The organism is Paenibacillus sp. NPDC093718 (assembly GCF_050279985.1).
Lineage (GTDB): Bacteria > Bacillota > Bacilli > Paenibacillales > Paenibacillaceae > Paenibacillus_AQ.
The window spans coordinates 168,174-187,798 of sequence record NZ_JBNNUS010000002.1 but is presented as its reverse complement, the minus strand read 5'-3'; the positions used below and the strand labels follow the sequence as shown (position 1 = coordinate 187,798).

The window sequence follows — 19,625 nt, the reverse complement described above, 5'->3', positions numbered from 1 at the left end:
ACAGGAGGACTGGAGAGATTGGAAATACACAAAGAGAAAGAAAAAGAAAAAGAAAAAGGCGTTACGTTTTTTCGAAGAATCCTAGCAAACCGGAAGCGTCGGGGGCCGTTATCCCCTGGATGGAAGGGTGCGTCGCTTGGGCTCGGCGCCACCGGCTTTATTCTAATTCTGATACAGGCCAACTATTTATTGATGGGGCATGGTATCGCGAAATTCAGCATAGGCACATTCCTGTTTCTCTTTGCGGCAGCCCTTATAAGCGGCCTAGCATCAATGTTGCTGCACGGGGTCAAGAAACTACCAAGCCGTTATATTTGGATGTTGCTGTATTCCCTGATCATGTTTTTGTTCTGTTTTATTGTGCAGCCGGGCGTATCGGCAGTCTTCATCGTCTCTTTGGCCATTGTTTTATCTTTATTTGGTGCATTGGCTTATAAATTTGCAGCGGGAAGCTACAAGCAAGTGTCTAAAACCAGGAAAATCAGCGCGATGGCCTGTTTGTCCTTGATCACCATCGCGATCGGCGCGGGCAGCTTCTGGCTGATTCGGGCCGGAGATGATGCCGCTCCGGACATCACATTGAAACAGTTGAGAAGCTCAACCCGATATGAAAACACAGCGATGAATAACCCGGCCGAACAAGGTGAGTATCCCGTCCAAAGCCTGTTTTACGGAAGTCCTGACAACTATCGGACAGAATTTAATCAAAGCGGTTCCCTAACCACCCAAACGGTGGATGCGTCCAGGTTTGTTGAGAAATGGTCGTCTTTGCGCACGAAGTCGCTTGGATTCGGACCCGAGGCCATGCCGTTAAACGGAAGAGTGTGGTATCCCGAAGGGGAGGGCACCTTTCCGCTTGTATTGATTGTACATGGTAATCATTTAATGAATGATTATTCCGATCCGGGTTATGAATATCTCGGCAGGCTGCTCGCGAGCAAAGGGTATATATTTGTCTCCGTGGATGAAAATTTCCTCAATTTCTCCCCATATGAGGATCTATTCCTGATCAGCCCGCTGCTAAGTGAAAACCCTGCAAGGGGTCTGCTGCTGCTGGAGCATTTGCAAACCTGGAAGGGCTGGAACAGCGATCCGGACAACCCGTTTTACCAAAAGGTCAATATGGAACGAATCGCCCTCATCGGTCATTCCCGAGGCGGCGAAGCGGTCGCGATCGCGGCAGCGTATAACAAGCTTGGCCGTCATCCGGACCATGGGGATATCAAGTTTGATTATAACTTTTCGATCCGCTCGCTCATTTCCATTGCGGGAACGGACGGGCAATATAAGCCCCAAGGCAAACCTCTGCCACTGCAAGACGTAAATTATCTGTCTTTGCATGGAGCTCATGATATGGATGTCAACAGCCTGGACGGTGCGAAGCAATATCACCGGATTCGTTATACTAAGGGCACAAACTACATGAAATCGCTGGTCTATATTTATGGAGCCAACCACGGCCAGTTTAACGGAGGCTGGGGCAGAGGGGATGGGGCAGGGTTGGGGAACCAACTGTTTAACCTACGTCAAATTATGGCACGGGATGAGCAGGAAACCATCGCAAAAGTGTTCATATCTTCGTTCCTGGATGCCACGCTGAAGGACCAACGGCAATATCGGGAGGTGTTCAAGGATTTGGGTTACGCCAAGGAATGGATTCCCGACAATCTGTATGTGGGCAATTATTACGATTCGCAGACGACCTTGATCGCCGATTTTCATGAAGACATCGATCTGCAGAGCACCACACTTCCCGGCGGCAGCCTGATGGGCGAGAACCTGCAGCAATGGAAGGAAGAAAAGGTTAAGGCAAAAATAGGCGAAGCGGATTACAGCGCGGTTCGCTTAGGCTGGAATTCGGACGGTTCGTCCGAGCCTGCGTCCTATACGGTTACTTTGCCGGATAACCGGGTGGGAACAGGGAGGGATAGCTCGATCGTATTTTCGCTGGCAGATGCACGCAAAACAGAAGAAAGCGGCGACCCGAAAGAGCTTATCAATTTTACGATTACGGTTGAAGATAGGAAGGGCCATCAGGCAAGTCTTCCCCTCAGCCACATATCCAAGTTGCCGCCTGTTATTGAAGGTAAACTTCTCAAATGGCCGTTCTCGAATGCAGGCAATACTTCAGAACCCGTATTTCAAAGCTATGACTTCCCGTTAGACGATTATCACAAAATGAATCCGGACTTCAACCCGCAGCAGTTGAGCAAGATTCGCATCGAGTTTAATCTAACCAAGCGGGGAAGCATTCTGCTTAGTGATGTTGGCATTCGATCATAACATGTATGTTCTGATAGGATGACTTTGATGACTGCCAGTCGACAAGAACTCTATACGCTGAAGAAGCCGCCATACTGGCGGCTTCCTTTGATTTAGGTTGAGTGGCGGGCTCAGACCGTTATCGCTTATAAGCTGTGATACGTATCCGTTTTAGGAAAATGGATCGTGACCTTGGTATAGGCTCCGGCCTCCGATTGGATGGATAAATGATGGCCCAGCTTATGCACTAATTGCTTTGCGAGGTAAAGGCCCATGCCGGTCGATTTGGCATGGCTTCTTCCGATGGAACCGGTAAATCCTTTCTCAAAGACTCGATGAAGGTCCTCCGGCTGGATCCCGATCCCCGTATCGACAATGTTCAACCGTTTTTCTTTACGGTCTTCTTCGACCGTGAATGTGATGTTCCCGCCTTCGTCCGTATACTTCAACGCATTTGCAACGATTTGATCAAGGATAAACCCGAGCCATTTGCGATCGGTATGGACGGTTTGTTGAATGTCCTCCATATGGAACCGAATCTGTTTATTGATAAACGTTTTGGCGAATTTTTTCGCACAGGTTTTAATGGTCGCGTCTAACGGTTCTTCCGTGATGAAATAATCCTTGGAAAAAGAATCGATTCGAGAATAGTATAGTGCCTGCTCCACGTAATTTTCTATTTTATCCAGTTCATCCTCAAGCTTATCGGCCAGGGAATCTGCTGTTTCCCCGGTGCTATTTTCCATTAACAGACGACTTGCCGCTATCGGAAGTTTCACCTCATGTATCCAGGACAAGATAAATTCCTGATGATCTAGCTTCTCTTCATTCAGTTTCCGAAGGTTACGTTCATGTTGACGATGCAATTTGGTGAAAAGCTCGAGATACAGCCGCTGCTGCGAATTTTGTGGTTCAGGGGCAACGACAGGCCAATCTTCCCGGTCAAGATGGATCAGTTGCTGAAGCTCGCGGTAGTAGGATCTTCGATAATAATAGCCAATCAGCAAGTAAGCTGCGACCAAGGCAAAGCAAACGATATGAATATACAGCAAGTTGCCTGACTCGTGACCCGGGTTTACGGATACAGCCATGATCATTGAAATAAAGCCCATCATAACCGCGTACAACATCAAAAAATAACGTTTGTCCTTTATGTATTGAAAGAAACTCATGGGATCATATAACCTTGCCCTTTCTTGGTTACTATCCAGTTTTCCTTGCCGATGCCGGCCAGTTTTTTGCGCAAGCGAACGATGTTAACGGTTAATGTGTTTTCGTCCACGAAGCTTTCATCCTGCCAAAGATGACGCATGATTTTCTTGCGGTCAACAACCTTTCCCTTCTGCTGCATGAGGATTTTCAGTATACTGACCTCTGTTTTGGTAAGCTCCGCTTGTTCGGTTTCATAAGTGAGTATTCCCTTGTCCGGAAGGAACACGACCCCCTCATGCTCGAACACATTGGAATGAATGTCCGTATAGGAATAGGTTCGGCGCAGCAGCGCATTAACTTTAGCGGTCAACACATCCATATGGAACGGCTTCTGAATATAATCGTCCCCGCCCATATTCACCGACATAACAACATCCATGGGCGAATCGCGGGAAGAAAGAAAGATCACCGGTACATTGGAAATTTCTCTTATCTTCTGGCACCAGTAAAATCCATCATACGAAGGCAGGTTGATATCCATGATCACAAGATGAGGCTGGTCATGAATAAAGCTTTGTGCGACCTGGTCAAAGTTATCGACGCTGACCGTTTCCAGGCTCCATTTGGTCAATGCTAACTGGATCATCCCGCGAATGGTCGGGTCATCCTCTACGATCATGATTTTCATAAACGATCCTCCCGGGCGTTACTAGCGGCAAATTAAACACATTGTATACGATCTTCCCGCGGCAGACAAGCAAGTTTCCGGGGCTGCTTCCTTTCGTCTAATGTGACAGGAATGTAAGGTAGAGCGGGAAGTTGTAAGTTAAAGTAAGGGTGACCTGTATTAAGATCAGTATAAGTAATACATGATTTCGAAATCGTGCTGACATTGTTTCTATATCGATAACCAGGAAGGAAAGATCAACATGAAAATGGTAGTGAACGCGGCTCAGGTTAGAAAGGTTTATGGCGTGAAAGGAAATGTCTATACGGCCTTGGATGATATCGATTTGACCGTGCAGGAGGGTGAGTTCGTGGGGATCATGGGACCGTCCGGCGCAGGGAAGTCGACTTTGCTCCATGTGCTTGCGACAATTGATCAGCCTACCTCTGGAGACGTTGTGATTGACGGAGTAGATGTACTGAAGATGGATGAGGAACAATTATCCGCTTTTCGCCGGGATAAACTGGGATTTATTTTTCAAGATTACAATTTGCTGGACACTTTAACGGTGAAGGAGAACATCTTGCTGCCCTTGGCGCTGGCTAAAATGAATGTCACAGAACTGGAGCATAGAGTGGAGGAGATCGCAGACAAATTCGGTATCACCCCGATTCTGGACAAATACCCGTATCAGATTTCAGGAGGGCAAAAACAGCGGACTGCGGCTTCACGCGCCATGATTTCCGGCCCCAGCCTGCTGCTGGCCGATGAGCCGACCGGCGCTCTAGATTCGAAATCGGCGACAGCACTGCTGGAAAGCCTGAAAGACCTGAATGAATATGATCGGGCAACGATTTTGATGGTCACTCATGACACGTTTGCGGCAAGCTACTGCACGCGGGTGCTATTTATTAAGGATGGTCGCATTTTCACCGAACTGTCTAGAGGAGATGCATCCCGCAAACACTTTTTCAAAAAAATATTGGATGTATTGACCGTTCTGGGAGGGAATGCAAGTGACCTTGTTTGACATCGTGAAAAAGAACATGAAAGGGAACTTCAAAAACTACACGATCTATTTCATCTCCATCCTGTTCAGTGTCATTATCTATTATACTTTTCTTTCTTTGCAGTACAGCCAAGAAATTGCGAGTTCAATCGAATCATCGCAGAGCATGCGATCCGTATTTATGATAGCATCCATCATTTTGATCGTATTTGTTACCGTCTTTATTATGTATTCCAACCGTTTTTTCTCCAGGCAGCGTAAAAAGGAAGTAGGCTTGTACGCGTTACTTGGTCTACCCAAAAAAAAGATCGGAAAAATGCTGTTTTATGAAAACCTGATCATTGGGGTAACGGTTTTAATCATAGGAATCTTGATTGGCACATTGTTGTCCAAGCTGTTCGCTATGATCTTAATCAAGCTGCTGGGGACGCCGGTACAGGTAGGCATGGCTTTCTCTCTTCGAGCTCTGATTCATACGCTCATCGTGTTCATGGCGATTATATTGGCGACATCGATCCAAGGCTATCGATTGATTTACAGCTTTAAACTCATCGAATTGTTTCGCGCGGAGCAAGAAGGGGAGCAGGAGCCGAAAGCGTCGTTTCTATCGGCAGTGGGTGCAGTTCTCTTTTTGACTGCGGGATATGGATTCGCCTTCCGCGATTTTTCCGTCACCGAAGAAATTCTTGTCAATCTGAGCGTGATGACCGTTGGTATTATCGCTGGAACGCTTCTGCTCTTCTCCTCGCTGGTGATTGTTTTGCTGAGAAGCGCCAAGAAGAGAAAACGAAGTTATTATAAAGGCATGAATTTGGTCATCACCTCTAATTTGGTGTACCGGATTAAAGGAAACGCTCGTTTGTTAAGCGTCATTTCCCTATTATCCGCTGCGGCGTTGTGCGCCTTCAGCGTCGGTTTAGGCGCATACTTTACGTTTGACAAAACATCGAAGCTTACCGCGCCATTTAGCTACATGTATATTGCCCAGGACAACGCCTTCAATAAAAATGTAGATGATATCATACGCGGGGATGAAGCGCATCCGATTATCGCGCAAATGACGATTCCGGTGCTGGAGACAAAAGGGGAGGCTTCCAATCCAGAGCTCCTTCCGGAGAGAATGATCGAAGGAGACGAAACCCCGCTCAAAGTGGTCTCGATCGATCAATACAACCAGGTGGCAAAGGTACTGCGTTTCCCCGAAATGGATCCGATCGAACAGGATGAAGCTATTGCGATCCGGCCCATGTATACGGATTATGAATGGTCCGATTATGAAGGCGAAACGGTCGACATCGACTTGCCTGATCAACAGATAACCCTTGCCTTTGCGGGGATGACCGTAGAACGAATCATCAATTGGAGTTATCCGGATGTGATGATCGTTGTAAATGACGCCATTTACGACAAAATCGAGACGCAAGTCTCACCAATCCGCTATGTCGGGTATGTCGTGCAGGATCAGAAGACAACGAAACATACAGCTGATGCGCTGGCGAATTTGAAGACACCGGAATCGAATTTGTCTTCATATTATTCCGAATATCGGCTTGGAATCGAAGAATCTGCTTTTAATGTTTTTATTTTAGGATTTCTTGGGCTCGTTTTTGTCATGGCAACAGGTAGTATGATCTATTTCAAGCAGCTGACAGAGGCAACAGCAGACAAACCACGGTACGACATACTAAAAAAAATAGGTGTAAGCGGGAAAGAAATCAGTATCGCAATCATTAGGCAGAACGCTTTCATTTTTGCCTTGCCGCTCGCGATCGGGCTCGCCCACTACATGGTCATCCTGCAATTGTTGACAAGGTTATTCAGCAATATGGCAGGCGCCAGTCTCATGCTGCCCATCCTGATCTGTGTCGCTGTGTTTTTCCTGATCTACACGGTTTATTATGTGCTCACGGTCAACTCCATCAGCAGGATCGTCAATGGAAAGTCTGCCCCCGTGGTTAGAATTGCAGCTGTTGCAATCATGGTCTGTCTTCTGGTTCTGATTGCTATCTTCTTCGGCACGGAAACCCCTGCAACGCAGGATGAGAGGGGCCAGGCAGAGAAAATCCAATTACAGCTGCCGGAACCTACTGGAGAATATTCTGTGGGAACGATGGAAATGCATTTCAAGGATGACAACAGGGTGGACCCATGGAAACAGGACAGAGACAGGGAGCTCATGATCAGCGTATGGTACCCCGCCACGGGAAAAAGCGAGCAGAAGGCTGTGTACATGCAGCCCGAAGCAGCAAAGTATTACGATGAAAACGCAATCCCCACGATCGGATTGGATCCCGGTCGGGTCGATCTCTCCGGTATCGGCACTCACGCTTGGTTAGATGCAACGCCGGCGAACAACGACGATGGGTGGCCGCTCCTCATCTACTCACCTGGCGGGTCAGTTCCAAGAAACTTCGGGACGGCTGTAGTCGAAGACTTGGCCAGCAGAGGTTATGTGGTCGTTACAGTCGATCATACGTATGAAGCCTCTGCGGTCCAATTTCCCGATGGACGTGTGGCAACGGAGTCATTACCGCCTTTCAGTGCAGAAACGGTACTGAAGATGCTGGAGGTAAGAGTGGATGATATCCAATATGTTTTGGACCAACTCGAACTCGTCAAGGAGGGCCGTCATCCAGGGGATCAACCATTGCCCGCTGGACTTCAACAAACATGGGACCTGTCTAAGATCGGAATATTCGGACATTCCGCCGGCGGGGCTACTGCTGCTCAGGTGATGTACGAGGATGATCGCTTTGACGCTGGCATCGACATGGACGGAACGATGGGGCACATGCCCGATAACCCGCTCCCGGTGGCGCAGCACGGATTGGATCGCCCCTTCATGCTCATGAATTCAGGCTACAATAAGGAGGGCGAGGTTGATTCCCATCTAACCGCGATGGACCGTCAAATGTTCTGGCAGCATTCGACCGGATGGAAACTCGATCTAAGCATTCCCGAGGGAGCACATTATACGTTTACAGATTATCAGACGCTGCTTCCACAGCTTCAAGATAAGCTGAGCCTTTCGCCGCGAGTAGTCCAGCAATCTATCGGAACTGCCGACCCGAAACAGACAATCGCTGCCCATCGAGATTATGTCGCTGCCTTTTTCGATTTTCATTTAAAGGGTGTTCCACACCCGCTGCTGACCTCTCCGTCCGCAGACTATCCAATGGTTGATTTTATAAAGTAAAGACATTTCCTTCCTCGGATTTGTCACAATCTTGATCGCTTATCAATAGAAAAAAACAGTATAATAAAAACAAACAAAATCAAACAAAAACATTCGGATAAGGCGGTGGTAAGAATGAATCAGGAGTTTTTGCATCCGGCAGATCTGCTCCTTCAATTTATCAATCGTATTTATAACCATGGTATGACGACCACGTCCGGGGGTAATCTGTCTATCAGGGACGAGAAGGGAGATATTTGGATAACCCCCGCCGGGGTGGACAAGGGTTCCCTTACACGGGGAGATATGGTATGCGTGAAGGAGGATGGTACGACCCTGGGAATTCACAAACCATCCAGCGAATTTCCCTTCCACAGGCTTATCTATCAAGCCCGTCCGGATTTGAAAGCGATCATTCATGCCCATCCGCCAGCGTTGGTTTCGTTCAGCATTGTCCGGCGCATTCCCGATACCAGGCTGCTTCCGAACGAACGACAGATCTGCGGCGAGATCGGGATTGCACCTTACGCCCTGCCTGGAAGCGAGCAGCTCGGGGAGAACATTGCGGCTGTCTTCAAGAGCGGGATCGACACGGTCATGCTGGAGAACCATGGCGTTGTGGTCGGAGCCGGGGATCTTCCGCAAGCGTTTAACCGGTTTGAAACCCTGGACTTCTGTGCGAGGCTGGAAATCGAGGCGCGGCGAATCGGAAATCCCGTCCTGTTGACTGATGAGGATTACGACATCGTCCGCAACAAAAGCACGCTGCAGCTGGATACGTATATCCGCGACACCTGCACGTCGGAAGAAAAAGAAATTCGCCGGGACATGTGCGCACTCATGCGGCGTGCGTATAAACAAGGTCTGTTTACAAGCACGCAGGGCACTTTTTCCCATCGTTTATTTGGTCATGATTTTGTCATTACACCCTACGGCAAAGACCGCAACCATCTGGAGCCGGGTGACCTCGTCCGTATAGAGAACGGAAAAGCCGAGGCCGGCAAACAGCCAAGCAAATCCGTCTTTCTCCACGAAGCGATCTACAAAATGCAGCCGCATGTCGATTCGGTGATTATCGCGCACCCGCCTAACATCATGGCATTTGCCGTAACGGATACCGTATTCGATTCAAGAACGATTCCGGAGAGTTACATCTTGCTTCGCGGAATGCCCAAGCTTCCCTTCAATGCGGTTTACAATGAGCCCGAGCGTACCGCTTCGCTGTTTAGACCCGATACGCCGATCGCCATCGTGAACAATAATTGCGTCATCGTTGCGGGACAGAGCCTGCTCAATGCTTTTGATCGATTGGAAGTTGCAGAGTACAGCGCCAAGTCCATTCTGTCGGCTAGAACGCTTGGGAATGTCATACACATCGATGACGATCGGATTCGCGAGCTCGAATCAGCATTTAATCTGGAGTAGTAAAAGAATGGAATATCTTCAGCTGAACCAAGGCTGCCGCGGGAATAGTGCGGCAGCCTTTCGTTTGTTCCGGTTTAGACATATCGACATCGGCCTTCACCGTTTTTTGGGGAATCCGGCCCATTCTCGGAAACGATTCGATATGTGTGTTTTTCAAACCGTTGTTTACAACAATATTAATATTGTCTATTATATAAATAGACTATTTATATTTATGTTTATTTATACAATTAAATTTGATGTACTCAAACTATATTGAATAGGCGGCTATGAGTGCAGTTGTGATAACGATTTAATTCTTAGAAAAGAGGAGACACAATGAAAATACCTGCTTCTACAAATCATAAACCCGTGATTATTTCAGATAACTATGGGAAAGTGGATGGACGATTCGCATATAAGACAGATGTAAGAGCTCTATCTTTGGGATTGATCGAGCAGAACGGGGATGGTAAGGCGCATATAGCCGCCAAAGTATGGAGAGCCGCTGAGGAACAAGGGACCGGTCCATCGGATGAGTTACCCCTTCATCGAATTTTAGATTTATCCATTCTCATTTGCAGTGCCCTGACACATTTTAGCGAAGCGTATAGATTTGAACATTTATATGACCCACAAAATCCGGTGATCGACCGGATCGGATTACAGGGGAACGCCATGACGGTTGCGGTTTGCACGGATCATGAACAGATTCAGGATGATATCAAGCTGTTCAACGAGGCATTGAGCGATAACGGTGAGATGATTGGAGAACGTCTGCGCACTTTGACGAGAATGTTAGAAGAATTGGGTTATGCACGATAATAAAGCTGCCGAACGGGAAGTTACGAGACTTTTCCCGCGTTCAGAGTTAACGAGAGTTTGGAGGTGAGCGGTCATGAAAGACCAGAATGACAATGAATCTAACGTGCTGTCTCCTGGGAGAGTATTGACCGAGGAAGAAATAAGTCTTGTCTGGAAAAAACCATTAACGCATAAAGCAAGCGAGGAAGAACGGCGAATCACGAATGAAATCAAGCGTAATTGGCATCGCGGCGAGATGAAAATCGCCACGATTCTATTGGAAGGGGATGCCGGCTCCGGAAAAACGCAGCTCGCCAAGGCGTTGTCCGCCAACTTCAGGTTACCCTATACCAAAGTAACTTGTTTTGCCGATATGGATAAATCGGATATCCTCGGAGCCATTTTACCGGTTATTTCATCTGATCGATTGAAGCAGTTGGAACCTGCCGACCAAGCGGCCTTGAAAGCATTATACGAAAGCGATGGCTTTCGAAGCTCGACGGAGATTTTAATGGAGGCGCTGGAGATTACACAAGAGATGGCTTCCGCCAAGATGAAGCAATTATTGAAGCTAGCCGCGAATATCGCTCAGGATGGAGCTGTAGAGTATCGATTTTACGCTTCCGAGATCGTCCGAGCTTTTCAAAAAGGCTATCTGCTGGAAATCCAGGAACCGAATGTGATTCGGGATGCAGGCGTATTAATGGCATTGAATTCCGCATTGGAGCCGGGCGGCAGTCTTAATCTCCCAACGGAGATCGTTCAGCGGCATCCGGATTTCATAGCAGTGATCACGGCAAACCGTAGTTACGCCGGATCCAGGCCGCTTAACGAGGCATTGCGTGATCGAGTGCAGCATACGGAGAAGATGGACCTGCCGACCAAAGAGGTTATGATGGAGCGGGCAATCGCCAAAACCGGTTATCGGAACGATGAAATGCTGGACATGCTGGCAAGAGTTATCATCCTTTTGGATAAAACGGCCCGGGCTAATGCCATTAAAGGCGTGGCTGGCATGCGTTCTTATTTCTATTGGGCGGATGCCGTTGCTCAAGGTGCTTGTGCAAAGGAATCCCTTTATCATAAGGTGATTTACAAGATAACAACCGATTCGGAAGAGATCAAACTGCTGGAAGAAGCGCTGAAAGGCGAAGGTTTATTGGATATGCTGGAGGAAGTCCCGGTTGAAATGAATAAACGAAATGCAGAGGCAGTGGAGATCGCGACATGGGAGAGCGATATGGAACTGGATTCCATTCCTGATGGGCAAGCTGAGGAAGAAGGGCTCCAGTTAAAAAAGTCCGCTGAAAGCGAAGACAGCACATCCATACTCGCGAATGACTCAGCGGATACGGAGAGTACGGATTCGGGGGAGGACGGATCACCGCAATATCATCAGGCTAATCCCGAACCCATGTCGGATGAGGAGAAGCAGAGGGAGCGGGACTTCCGCAAAAAACTGAATCAAGTTTCCAGAACCATCGTATCCGACTCGATTCATCAGGCTGTTAAGCTGATCGTTCACCGACCTGAGTACGACCCGAATCAGCAGGAGGAATATTCGAGTCTGAGTAATCGCCTTATGCCTATCGTGCGGGAAATCGCCAGAAAGACGCTGCCGCTCTTGGAGCATGAGATAACCGCGGAATATGCCAAAAACCATTACTATGGTTCTAAATTTCAGGCTGACAGCGTGGCCTATCGCGATTTCAGGTATTTTGCCAAGAAACGTCCTCCGACAGAATCCCCTGGTCTTGTAGTCGGTTTGAGGGTGGATGAATCCGCATCGATGGCTGCTTTCGGAAGACTGGAGGCGGCTAAGCGGGCGGTTATCGCGGTCTATGAATTCTGCCAACTTTGCCATATACCTGTTTTAATTTATGGGGATACTGCGGATGTTTCCCGTTTGGAGCAGATGTCCATCTTCGCTTATGCCGATTACGATCAACCGGATGTCCGCGACCGGTTCAGACTGATGGGAATCCGGGCCAGAAGTAATAATCGGGATGGTATGGCTTTAAGAATTATGGCGGAACGGTTAGCAGCTTCACCGAAGCAAACCAAGCTGTTGATCAGCATCAGCGACGGGCAGCCTAAAGCCATGGAAGACTATACCGGAAGTCTGGCCATTCAGGACATGCAGCAGACGCTATCCGAATATGAAAGAAAAGGAGTCAAATTTTTGGCGGCAGCCATCGGTCAAGACAAGGATGTCATTAGTCAGATCTATGGCGCAGAGAGGTTTTTGGATATGACCAACCTGAATGAGCTCCCAGCCAAGCTGGTGCTGATCATTTCTCGATACTTGTAACATCATACTGAACAGCTTCAGCCTGCGTGTCATTGTGACATGCGGGCTTGTTTACTACTGATGTCTGTGAATACTTGAACATATCTCCCCGTTCGTTCTGGGTAAACTGGACATGTGCCCCGTTCAAACATTATAGTTAAAAGAATGAAGAGCGCGTCGTTTTGTCGGTTTATTCGTTGTCGTGAATCGATGCTCAGCTTTACAACTTGAATATGTATACATAAGTAAGGGAGGACATGTATGGAGCAACCCCGTATTTGGCCGGATCGGTTCAAGCGCTTTTTTCTGAACAATAAATTTGTGCTTCTTTTGTTTGTTCTGTTGCTGGTTGGACTCAATGTATTGGTCCTAAGCAAAATTTCTTTTGTATTGCATCCGCTCGCCGTGTTAATCAAGACGATCGTTTTGCCGATCATTTTATCAGGAATACTCTATTATTTGCTGAATCCTCTGGTGGATGTGATGGAGAAATGGAAAATCAAGCGTGGATGGTCCATCCTGATCCTCTATCTGGTTATAGCCGGTATTCTAACGATTGTGGTGCTCGCGGTCATTCCGGTGCTGCGCAACCAGATTATGGGGCTGATTGATAACTTTCCGACATATAGCGAAAAGGTTAGACAGCAGTTTGAAGATCTAACGGGCAGCGAGTTGTATAACCAGATTCAAGAAACCATGAATATTAACTCCCAGGAATGGTGGACCACCGTCACGCAGAAGGCAACGGAACTTCTAAACCACACGTGGAGCAGAGTTGGCGGGTTTCTGGGTGCATTTACAGAGGTTGTGTTGTCGATCGTGACGGTACCTTTTGTACTGTTTTATATGCTGAAAGACGGCAAGAAGCTCCCTCTGAAAATATTGTCTTTCCTGCCGACGAAGAGTCGTTCCGGAATTTTGCATGTGCTTCAGGATATCAATCATCAGATCAGCTCGTTTATCCGCGGGCAGATTATTGTGAGCTTCTGTATTGGTATTCTGCTGTATATCGGTTACATGATCATCGGTTTGGATTACGCGTTAATTCTGGCGATTATTGCATCGTTCACCAGCGTGGTGCCTTATCTGGGACCCGCAATTGCGATTACGCCTGCGCTCATTGTGGCTCTGGTTACTTCTCCGGTGATGCTGCTGAAGATGGTAGCGGTATGGACGATCGTGCAATTAATAGAAGGGAAGTTCATCTCACCTCAAATCATGGGTAAAACGCTCAAGATTCACCCCATTACGATTATCTTTGTCATACTCACGGCCGGCAATCTGTTCGGTGTGGTTGGCATTTTGTTAGCCGTTCCCGGCTATGCAGTCCTTAAGGTCTGTGTATCGCATATTTTCGAATGGTTCAAGGATACGTCGGGATTATATGATCCTCGGAATAGCAACTCGCCGAAATAGTCTTTTGGCTTGTGTCAATCCATATGATTTGCTCTAGAAGCCGCCATTTTGGCGGCTTTTTTTTCAGAAATCTTCTCTAGGAACCAGTAGGTAAGTTTAGCCATGCTTCACCCTGAAGAAGCGCGTGGATTCATTGCAAAAACGAGTTCGAATTTATATAATGGATATCATAGGTCTATATAATTCAAAATTAAGGGAGGTAACCGTTATACAGTTTTCCAAAAGCGTTGATTATGCTCTGCACGCATTAATCCACTTGGCTCATTCGGAGCGTGAGCAGAACATCGGAATCAAGGAGTTATCTGCGACGCTGGGTGTTTCGGAAAGCTACTTATCCAAAATCATGTCCAAGCTGAGGCAGGATGGTATCGTGCGGGCTGTACCGGGAGTGAACGGAGGCTACGAGCTGGCCAAGCAGGCCGAGCAGATTACATTCCTTGAAGTGATACAGGTAATTGAAGGAAGACAGCAGTTGTTTGAATGCTCCAATCTGAACTCGCAGCAGCATCGCTTGCTAGCCGAAGAGAAGGCTGCCAAGATGCACGAGGATAATCCCCGTGAGTGTGTATGCCTGGTTAAACAGGTGATGGACGGCGCCGAACGGCAATTGTATCAATACTTGGAGGAGCAAACGATCCAGTCGGTATTGGACGCGGCATCGAAGCGTGGCAGCTGTGCTGAAAACAAGAAGTGATAAACTTCTTGTTTTTTGATATGGATAAGCCGAAAGTTTGGGAGGGATCGTAATCGATAAACTCTTTGAGAAATTAAGCGCGTTTGGAGAAAGAGAACATTGGCTCTTGCTTCGACAGCTCCTGAATACAGCTGTGCACGATTCCACGAATAGTGAGCATGAAGACAGAGTGTTCGGTCAGAGATTGTATAATCTGATGGAAAAGCACATAGATACCGTTAACAACCAGCGACTGCAAGAAGAGGAACTTCAAACTCACGTCCATATTGTGATCAGTCTCTCTGAAGCCGGCTCATTAAAAGTTGCGCTCAGTCAACTTGGTAAACGGGAGGAATCTCGGGTGGTCGCATTTAATGATTGGTTTTCAGTCGGCCCCATCACGGAATTGAGTACAAAGGAAGGGCAGCTCCGAAGGCGAATGTGGTTGATGGAACATGACAGGGATTCATATTATTCAGACAGTATAAACAAGGAACACCAAATCGAGCGTATGATAGATACGCTAAAGAATATACCGGAGAACAAAAAAGTTGTGATATGGTGCGGGGATAACGCCCATGATCAAACGGGACTACGATTTGCAATGTATCTGCTGAGGGAGCGGAAGAGTCCTGTCCATATGGTCAATGTGACACAAATACTCACAGATATGGGGCAGGGTAATGCTCCAATATCGCAGGCATTGTTCGAACGAGACAAATACATCGATATTGTTAGAAATTATGGTGAGGGGATCCCTCTGAATTCTGATCTAAGGAAGCGATATGCATCAGAATGGATGGAGTTGGCAAGGCAGGATGATGTGCTTCGACTCTGGGAAGAGGGAAAAGTGATGGGCTGCCAAGAGGATAAACTGGACGAGGTTATTGTTAAATCGGTCATGGAGCTGCTAGATAAACACCATCCTGATGTTTTGGTTAACGTTGGAGAAGTCGTGACAAAATTATTGGAAATCTCACAGCAACGTATAAGTTATTCCTTCATTATGTACAGAATCTGGTGTTTAGTCAGTGATGATGTTCTGACGTTCAAGGGTCAACCGGGCTTTCCTTATCAATTCTTGCTAGGAGTATCGCATGTTTAAGAAGTCGCCATGGGCGGCTTTTTTGTTTTGACTTTGACAGTTCTTAACCCATCTAAGAAAAGTAACTCGGATTTCAAACATTTTTATATTGACCGAATGTTCAGTCTTAAATTATATTAGAATCATAATCTGGATGAATCATCCATTGGAGAGAGGAGTTTTCATATGGATTTAGCTTATCAAACTCAAGGCCGTGGGACACCTGTTGTGTTGGTACACAGTCCAGGTGTCGATTCAAGAGAATGGAGCTATATTGCACCGCATTTAGCCCGGAGCCATCAAGTCATCACGTATGATGGTCGGGGAACGGGAAAATCCCCAGCGCCGCAAGAACCAACCAGCTTGGTTGAAGACCTGCGAGCATTGCTCGATCATCTGGAAATTGACAGCGCTTCGCTTGTCGGTCATTCCATGGGAGGGCAGGCCGTCACGGATTTTGCCTTGACTTACCCTTCCAGGGTTGACCATTTAGTATTAATCGCACCATCGCTAACCGGGTTCGAGCACTCCCAGCCATTCATCGATTGGATGGCCCAAGTAAATGCATGCGCACCCGATGTCAACCGTCTGGTTGAACAATCGTTGAGCGGGCCGAATTATCGTGTGACGATGTCCAGCTCTGAAAGGGATTTTTTGCGCGAGATGCACACGTTGTATATGACCAGAGTGTTTAGTGAGTGGAAGAGCTTCGAGGTGATATGGCCGATGCCGCCAGCGATCGAGCGGTTGGAGGAGCTTGTTGCAAGGACGCTGTTTATTCAGGGAACGGTTGAATGGGAGGATATGCAACGAATTGCGGAACAGTTCAAACGTGTTCAAGACATCCGTTTCGAGGTCATCGTGGGGGCTGACCATATGGCCACGCTGACACATGCAGAAGAACTTGCTGGTTTGATTCTTGCTTTTTTAGCGAGAAGATAATGGGACTCATCGCGGCATGAAATACAAGCGATTAAATAAGTTCTTTGCTTGGGAAAGAGGCAAGGTGTACACCAAAAAAACCGCACAAATTGCGGCTTTTTTTGATGATTTCATACAGTTTATTAAGGTAGTAAATGACAAGACATCTATTCATTACTTCATGTTTTTCTCTTATAAACGGAACGTGGGAGCGACACGGTCCCAAGCTCACCGATTGCTCGATTCCTCACTTCCCGACTTTTTTCTTCGGTGCAGACGGATGCTCTTTTTTAGACGTTTCCTGGCTCGTCTCAAAGTTAATCGGCGGTATGCCGTTTGCTTGCCACACCGTTCCTCTACGCTCGTACTCGAATAACTTCTCTATGGCATTCGCAATCTGTGGTCCGACTTCACGCTCAACCAAATACAAGGCCACATCAAGTCCGGAAGTAACACCTCCGCCAGTTACCAAGCGAGGGCCATCTTCCACGATTCTTGCATCGACCGGAATTGCACCGAGTGCTCCTAGCGCAACCATGCCTATCTGATTGGTGACAGCGTATCTGTCTTTCAACAATCCATCCATAGCCAGCAGCAATGAACCTCCACACACGGTAGCCACCGTAACGTCCTTATTACTCATAGCTTGTTTCATCATCGTTGTTAAACCCGAATCCTTAGCCTGCCTTAATATGTTGGGAATAGCATCTGCGGTATTCCCCGCCGGTTTCCCCGAAGCGCCAGGAACTACAATAATTCCGGACCGATTAGGATCTAACACGGCTTGCGCTTCGAGGGCAGGTCCATTCAGCCCGCTCGGAACCGAACGCTTACCTTCTGCAGATACTAATTCTACAGTAACTTTTCCACCAGTGTACATTCCGGCAGCAGCAAATACTTCATATGGCGCTAATGCGTCCAGCAGATCAAACCCATCGAATAATACGATTTGTACATGCACGCTTTTACCCTTGGATGAATCTTGATTCTTGTTTGTTTCTGCGCTTGCTGCTGGGGCTAATAGACATAGAAAGAGCGCTAACGACGTGAGTAAGCTAAGTGTTTTTTTCATCCTGATACCAATTCCTTTCGATTCGTTCTGATGATAATTTCAGGAATAACTAGCAGCAGCGCAATCGAGCCGTAAACACCGATGGTGTAGCTAGTAGGGTAAACGTACCCGAATCCCTGATGAAAAAGGGAAGTAATGAGATGGATCAACATGTTCGTGAAGCAAAAGGCGTAACTACGAATCATCCAGTTACGATGATGGATGATCCTTTTCCTCTTGATTTGGACGAGCGACGTAATGGTAATAACCAGCCAGATCATATTCAGCAGATTGAAACCCATACTGCTTATTTTGCCGCCTGTAGCGTAGGGGGCCATATATCCGGAAGTGAGCACGACCAGCAGTACGGATACGATATATACATAGCCGTTTATGCGATGGAGCCTGCGGCTTCTTTCAAATATTCGATTCGAGAAGTTAATCAATCCCGATGCCATGGCCACACATGCGAATGCAACATGAACGTACATGACATTAAGCCAAACAGGGAGATTGAGCTCGCGCTTCAGCCCGGTCTTATGGCTTAAAAATCCCAAAGCACCCGGATCGATCCAATAGTTTTTTATCAAGGCGTGTAGTATAAATAGAATGCTGACACAGGCCAGCAATAGATATAACGATTTTCGTTTCTTCATCCGTTCGCAACTCCCGAAGCTAGGAAATTCGATTTCCTGTTAATTTGGATGCAGGCAGGAGGCCGGCTTTAGCGATACCAACCATGTGATCACCATCGACGAAAACTTCAAATTTGAGATTCAAGCGCATGGGTTTTGTGATTCGAAGTGACCAGACCAGCTTGTTATCTTGAAGCAAGGGGTTCATAAACTCGATGGTTTCATCTCCTTGCTTCGCCGTGCCATGGATCGTATCGTGTCTTGTCGATATGGAGAGTTTGACCTCCAGCTTTCCAACGGGCGTAGCGAGAGTGGTATCCCATTCTCCGTCGAAGACCGATGCTTGTGCGCTTCTGCTATGCAGCGTGCGGGGCGGGGGTGTCATCGCTGTTTGGTTCACCGCGGTGTTTGGTTCTTCGCTCGTCAATGGTTTATTAACGCTTGGCGTTATCCCTATATCCTTCCATACCGTGCCTCTTCGTTCGTATTCGAATAACTGCTCTACCGCGTGAGCGATACGAGGCCCAAGTTCACGTTCCACCAGATACAGCGCTACATCGAGTCCGGAAGTTACGCCGCCGCCGGTAACCAGATTGCCGTCGTCCACAACGCGAGCCGAGATGGGAACTGCTCCAGTTGCACCAAGTAAGTCCATGCCCAGATGGTTCGTTACTGCCGGTCTGCCTTCCAAGAGGCCTCCCATGGCAAGCACCAGTGAACCGCCGCAGACTGTAGCGACTATCCTGTCTTTGTGCTGGAGAGCCTGCTCGATCATGCCGGTCAATTCGGTATCCATGGCCCGGCCCAGAATAGCCGGAACCGAATCGGGCCCATCTCCCTCGACGTCGCCGGACGCGCCAGGGACGAGAATGATGCCCGCTCGTTCCGGGTCCAGTCTGCCACTCGCTTCAATCCTCAACCCATTGATGCCGCTAGGCACGGATCTTGGTCCCTCGGCGGTGACCAATTCTACGTTTAACGCATTTTCAGCATTCATGGCTGCAGCACAGAAGACCTCGTAAGGCGCTATCGCATCCAGAAGGTCGAAGCCGTCAAACAACACAATTTGAACGTTAAGCATC

At 47.6% G+C, this 19,625-nt stretch carries 15 protein-coding genes; 10 read left to right on the top strand and 5 right to left on the bottom strand.

Annotated features, from left to right (window positions below):
• Positions 1 to 18: 18 nt before the first annotated feature.
• The gene (gene bahA, locus ACQKPA_RS06715) at positions 19 to 2,283 is read left to right on the top strand and encodes a bacitracin amidohydrolase BahA (protein ID WP_427490587.1); all 2,265 of its coding nucleotides are present in this window, start codon (positions 19 to 21) and stop codon (positions 2,281 to 2,283) included.
• 125 nt (positions 2,284 to 2,408) lie between these two features.
• Here bahA and ACQKPA_RS06710 read toward each other — a convergent pair whose 3' ends face one another.
• Both ACQKPA_RS06710 and ACQKPA_RS06705 read right to left on the bottom strand, forming a co-directional pair.
• Complete coding sequence (locus ACQKPA_RS06710; protein WP_427490585.1) at positions 2,409 to 3,434, bottom strand: sensor histidine kinase; 1,026 nt, start codon at positions 3,432 to 3,434, stop codon at positions 2,409 to 2,411.
• On the bottom strand, positions 3,431 to 4,102 hold the full coding sequence (locus tag ACQKPA_RS06705; protein ID WP_427490583.1) for a response regulator transcription factor: 672 nt from the start codon (positions 4,100 to 4,102) through the stop codon (positions 3,431 to 3,433). The genes ACQKPA_RS06710 and ACQKPA_RS06705 overlap by 4 nt, the downstream gene beginning before the upstream one ends.
• Positions 4,103 to 4,343: 241 nt before the next feature.
• On the opposite strand from ACQKPA_RS06705, the gene ACQKPA_RS06700 reads away from it, so the two are divergent.
• From ACQKPA_RS06700 to ACQKPA_RS06660, 9 genes are all read left to right on the top strand, one after another.
• Positions 4,344 to 5,111: an ABC transporter ATP-binding protein gene (locus ACQKPA_RS06700; RefSeq protein WP_427490581.1), complete on the top strand. Its 768-nt coding sequence runs from the start codon at positions 4,344 to 4,346 to the stop codon at positions 5,109 to 5,111.
• The gene (locus ACQKPA_RS06695) at positions 5,098 to 8,286 is read left to right on the top strand and encodes an FtsX-like permease family protein (protein ID WP_427490579.1); all 3,189 of its coding nucleotides are present in this window, start codon (positions 5,098 to 5,100) and stop codon (positions 8,284 to 8,286) included. Before ACQKPA_RS06700 ends, ACQKPA_RS06695 begins: the two co-directional genes overlap by 14 nt.
• 114 nt (positions 8,287 to 8,400) lie before the next feature.
• Complete coding sequence (locus ACQKPA_RS06690; RefSeq protein WP_427490577.1) at positions 8,401 to 9,690, top strand: class II aldolase/adducin family protein; 1,290 nt, start codon at positions 8,401 to 8,403, stop codon at positions 9,688 to 9,690.
• 318 nt (positions 9,691 to 10,008) lie between these two features.
• Positions 10,009 to 10,494, top strand: coding sequence for a DUF6530 family protein (locus ACQKPA_RS06685; RefSeq protein ID WP_427490575.1), 486 nt, complete (start codon positions 10,009 to 10,011; stop codon positions 10,492 to 10,494).
• 73 nt (positions 10,495 to 10,567) lie between these two features.
• Entirely contained in the window at positions 10,568 to 12,784 is a 2,217-nt protein-coding gene (locus tag ACQKPA_RS06680) for an AAA family ATPase (protein ID WP_427490573.1), read from the top strand.
• 240 nt (positions 12,785 to 13,024) lie between these two features.
• Positions 13,025 to 14,179 carry an AI-2E family transporter gene (locus ACQKPA_RS06675; protein WP_427490571.1) on the top strand — a complete coding sequence of 385 codons (1,155 nt, stop codon included), beginning with the start codon at positions 13,025 to 13,027 and terminating at the stop codon, positions 14,177 to 14,179.
• Positions 14,180 to 14,387: 208 nt separating this feature from the next.
• A complete protein-coding gene (locus ACQKPA_RS06670; protein ID WP_427491688.1) occupies positions 14,388 to 14,873 on the top strand; it encodes an RrF2 family transcriptional regulator in 486 nt (161 codons plus the stop codon).
• Between the two features lie 37 nt (positions 14,874 to 14,910).
• Positions 14,911 to 15,957 (top strand): DUF1835 domain-containing protein, encoded by a 1,047-nt coding sequence (locus ACQKPA_RS06665; RefSeq protein WP_427490569.1) that lies wholly within the window; start codon positions 14,911 to 14,913, stop codon positions 15,955 to 15,957.
• 165 nt (positions 15,958 to 16,122) lie between these two features.
• Positions 16,123 to 16,878, top strand: a complete 756-nt coding sequence (locus ACQKPA_RS06660; protein WP_427490567.1) for an alpha/beta fold hydrolase — start codon at positions 16,123 to 16,125, stop codon at positions 16,876 to 16,878.
• A gap of 226 nt (positions 16,879 to 17,104) precedes the next feature.
• Here ACQKPA_RS06660 and ACQKPA_RS06655 read toward each other — a convergent pair whose 3' ends face one another.
• The 3 genes from ACQKPA_RS06655 to ACQKPA_RS06645 all read right to left on the bottom strand — a co-directional run bounded on the left by ACQKPA_RS06655 (position 17,105) and on the right by ACQKPA_RS06645 (position 19,624).
• The gene (locus tag ACQKPA_RS06655; RefSeq protein WP_427490565.1) at positions 17,105 to 17,818 is read right to left on the bottom strand and encodes a DJ-1/PfpI family protein; all 714 of its coding nucleotides are present in this window, start codon (positions 17,816 to 17,818) and stop codon (positions 17,105 to 17,107) included.
• Between the two features lie 107 nt (positions 17,819 to 17,925).
• Entirely contained in the window at positions 17,926 to 18,564 is a 639-nt protein-coding gene (locus ACQKPA_RS06650; protein ID WP_427490563.1) for a DUF2306 domain-containing protein, read from the bottom strand.
• Positions 18,565 to 18,583: 19 nt separating this feature from the next.
• On the bottom strand, positions 18,584 to 19,624 hold the full coding sequence (locus ACQKPA_RS06645; RefSeq protein WP_427490561.1) for a DJ-1/PfpI family protein: 1,041 nt from the start codon (positions 19,622 to 19,624) through the stop codon (positions 18,584 to 18,586).
• Between the last annotated feature and the right edge of the window lies 1 nt (position 19,625).

What these genes read in the sequence shown, in the direction of transcription:
- ACQKPA_RS06710 (WP_427490585.1), bottom strand. Translation starts at nt 3,434, where the DNA reads ATGAGTTTCTTTCAATACATAAAGGACAAACGTTATTTTTTGATGTTG.
- ACQKPA_RS06705 (WP_427490583.1), bottom strand. Translation starts at nt 4,102, where the DNA reads ATGAAAATCATGATCGTAGAGGATGACCCGACCATTCGCGGGATGATC.
- ACQKPA_RS06700 (WP_427490581.1), top strand. Translation starts at nt 4,344, where the DNA reads ATGAAAATGGTAGTGAACGCGGCTCAGGTTAGAAAGGTTTATGGCGTG.
- ACQKPA_RS06690 (WP_427490577.1), top strand. Translation starts at nt 8,401, where the DNA reads ATGAATCAGGAGTTTTTGCATCCGGCAGATCTGCTCCTTCAATTTATC.
- ACQKPA_RS06685 (WP_427490575.1), top strand. Translation starts at nt 10,009, where the DNA reads ATGAAAATACCTGCTTCTACAAATCATAAACCCGTGATTATTTCAGAT.
- ACQKPA_RS06680 (WP_427490573.1), top strand. Translation starts at nt 10,568, where the DNA reads ATGAAAGACCAGAATGACAATGAATCTAACGTGCTGTCTCCTGGGAGA.
- ACQKPA_RS06675 (WP_427490571.1), top strand. Translation starts at nt 13,025, where the DNA reads ATGGAGCAACCCCGTATTTGGCCGGATCGGTTCAAGCGCTTTTTTCTG.
- ACQKPA_RS06660 (WP_427490567.1), top strand. Translation starts at nt 16,123, where the DNA reads ATGGATTTAGCTTATCAAACTCAAGGCCGTGGGACACCTGTTGTGTTG.
- ACQKPA_RS06650 (WP_427490563.1), bottom strand. Translation starts at nt 18,564, where the DNA reads ATGAAGAAACGAAAATCGTTATATCTATTGCTGGCCTGTGTCAGCATT.
- ACQKPA_RS06645 (WP_427490561.1), bottom strand. Translation starts at nt 19,624, where the DNA reads ATGCTTAACGTTCAAATTGTGTTGTTTGACGGCTTCGACCTTCTGGAT.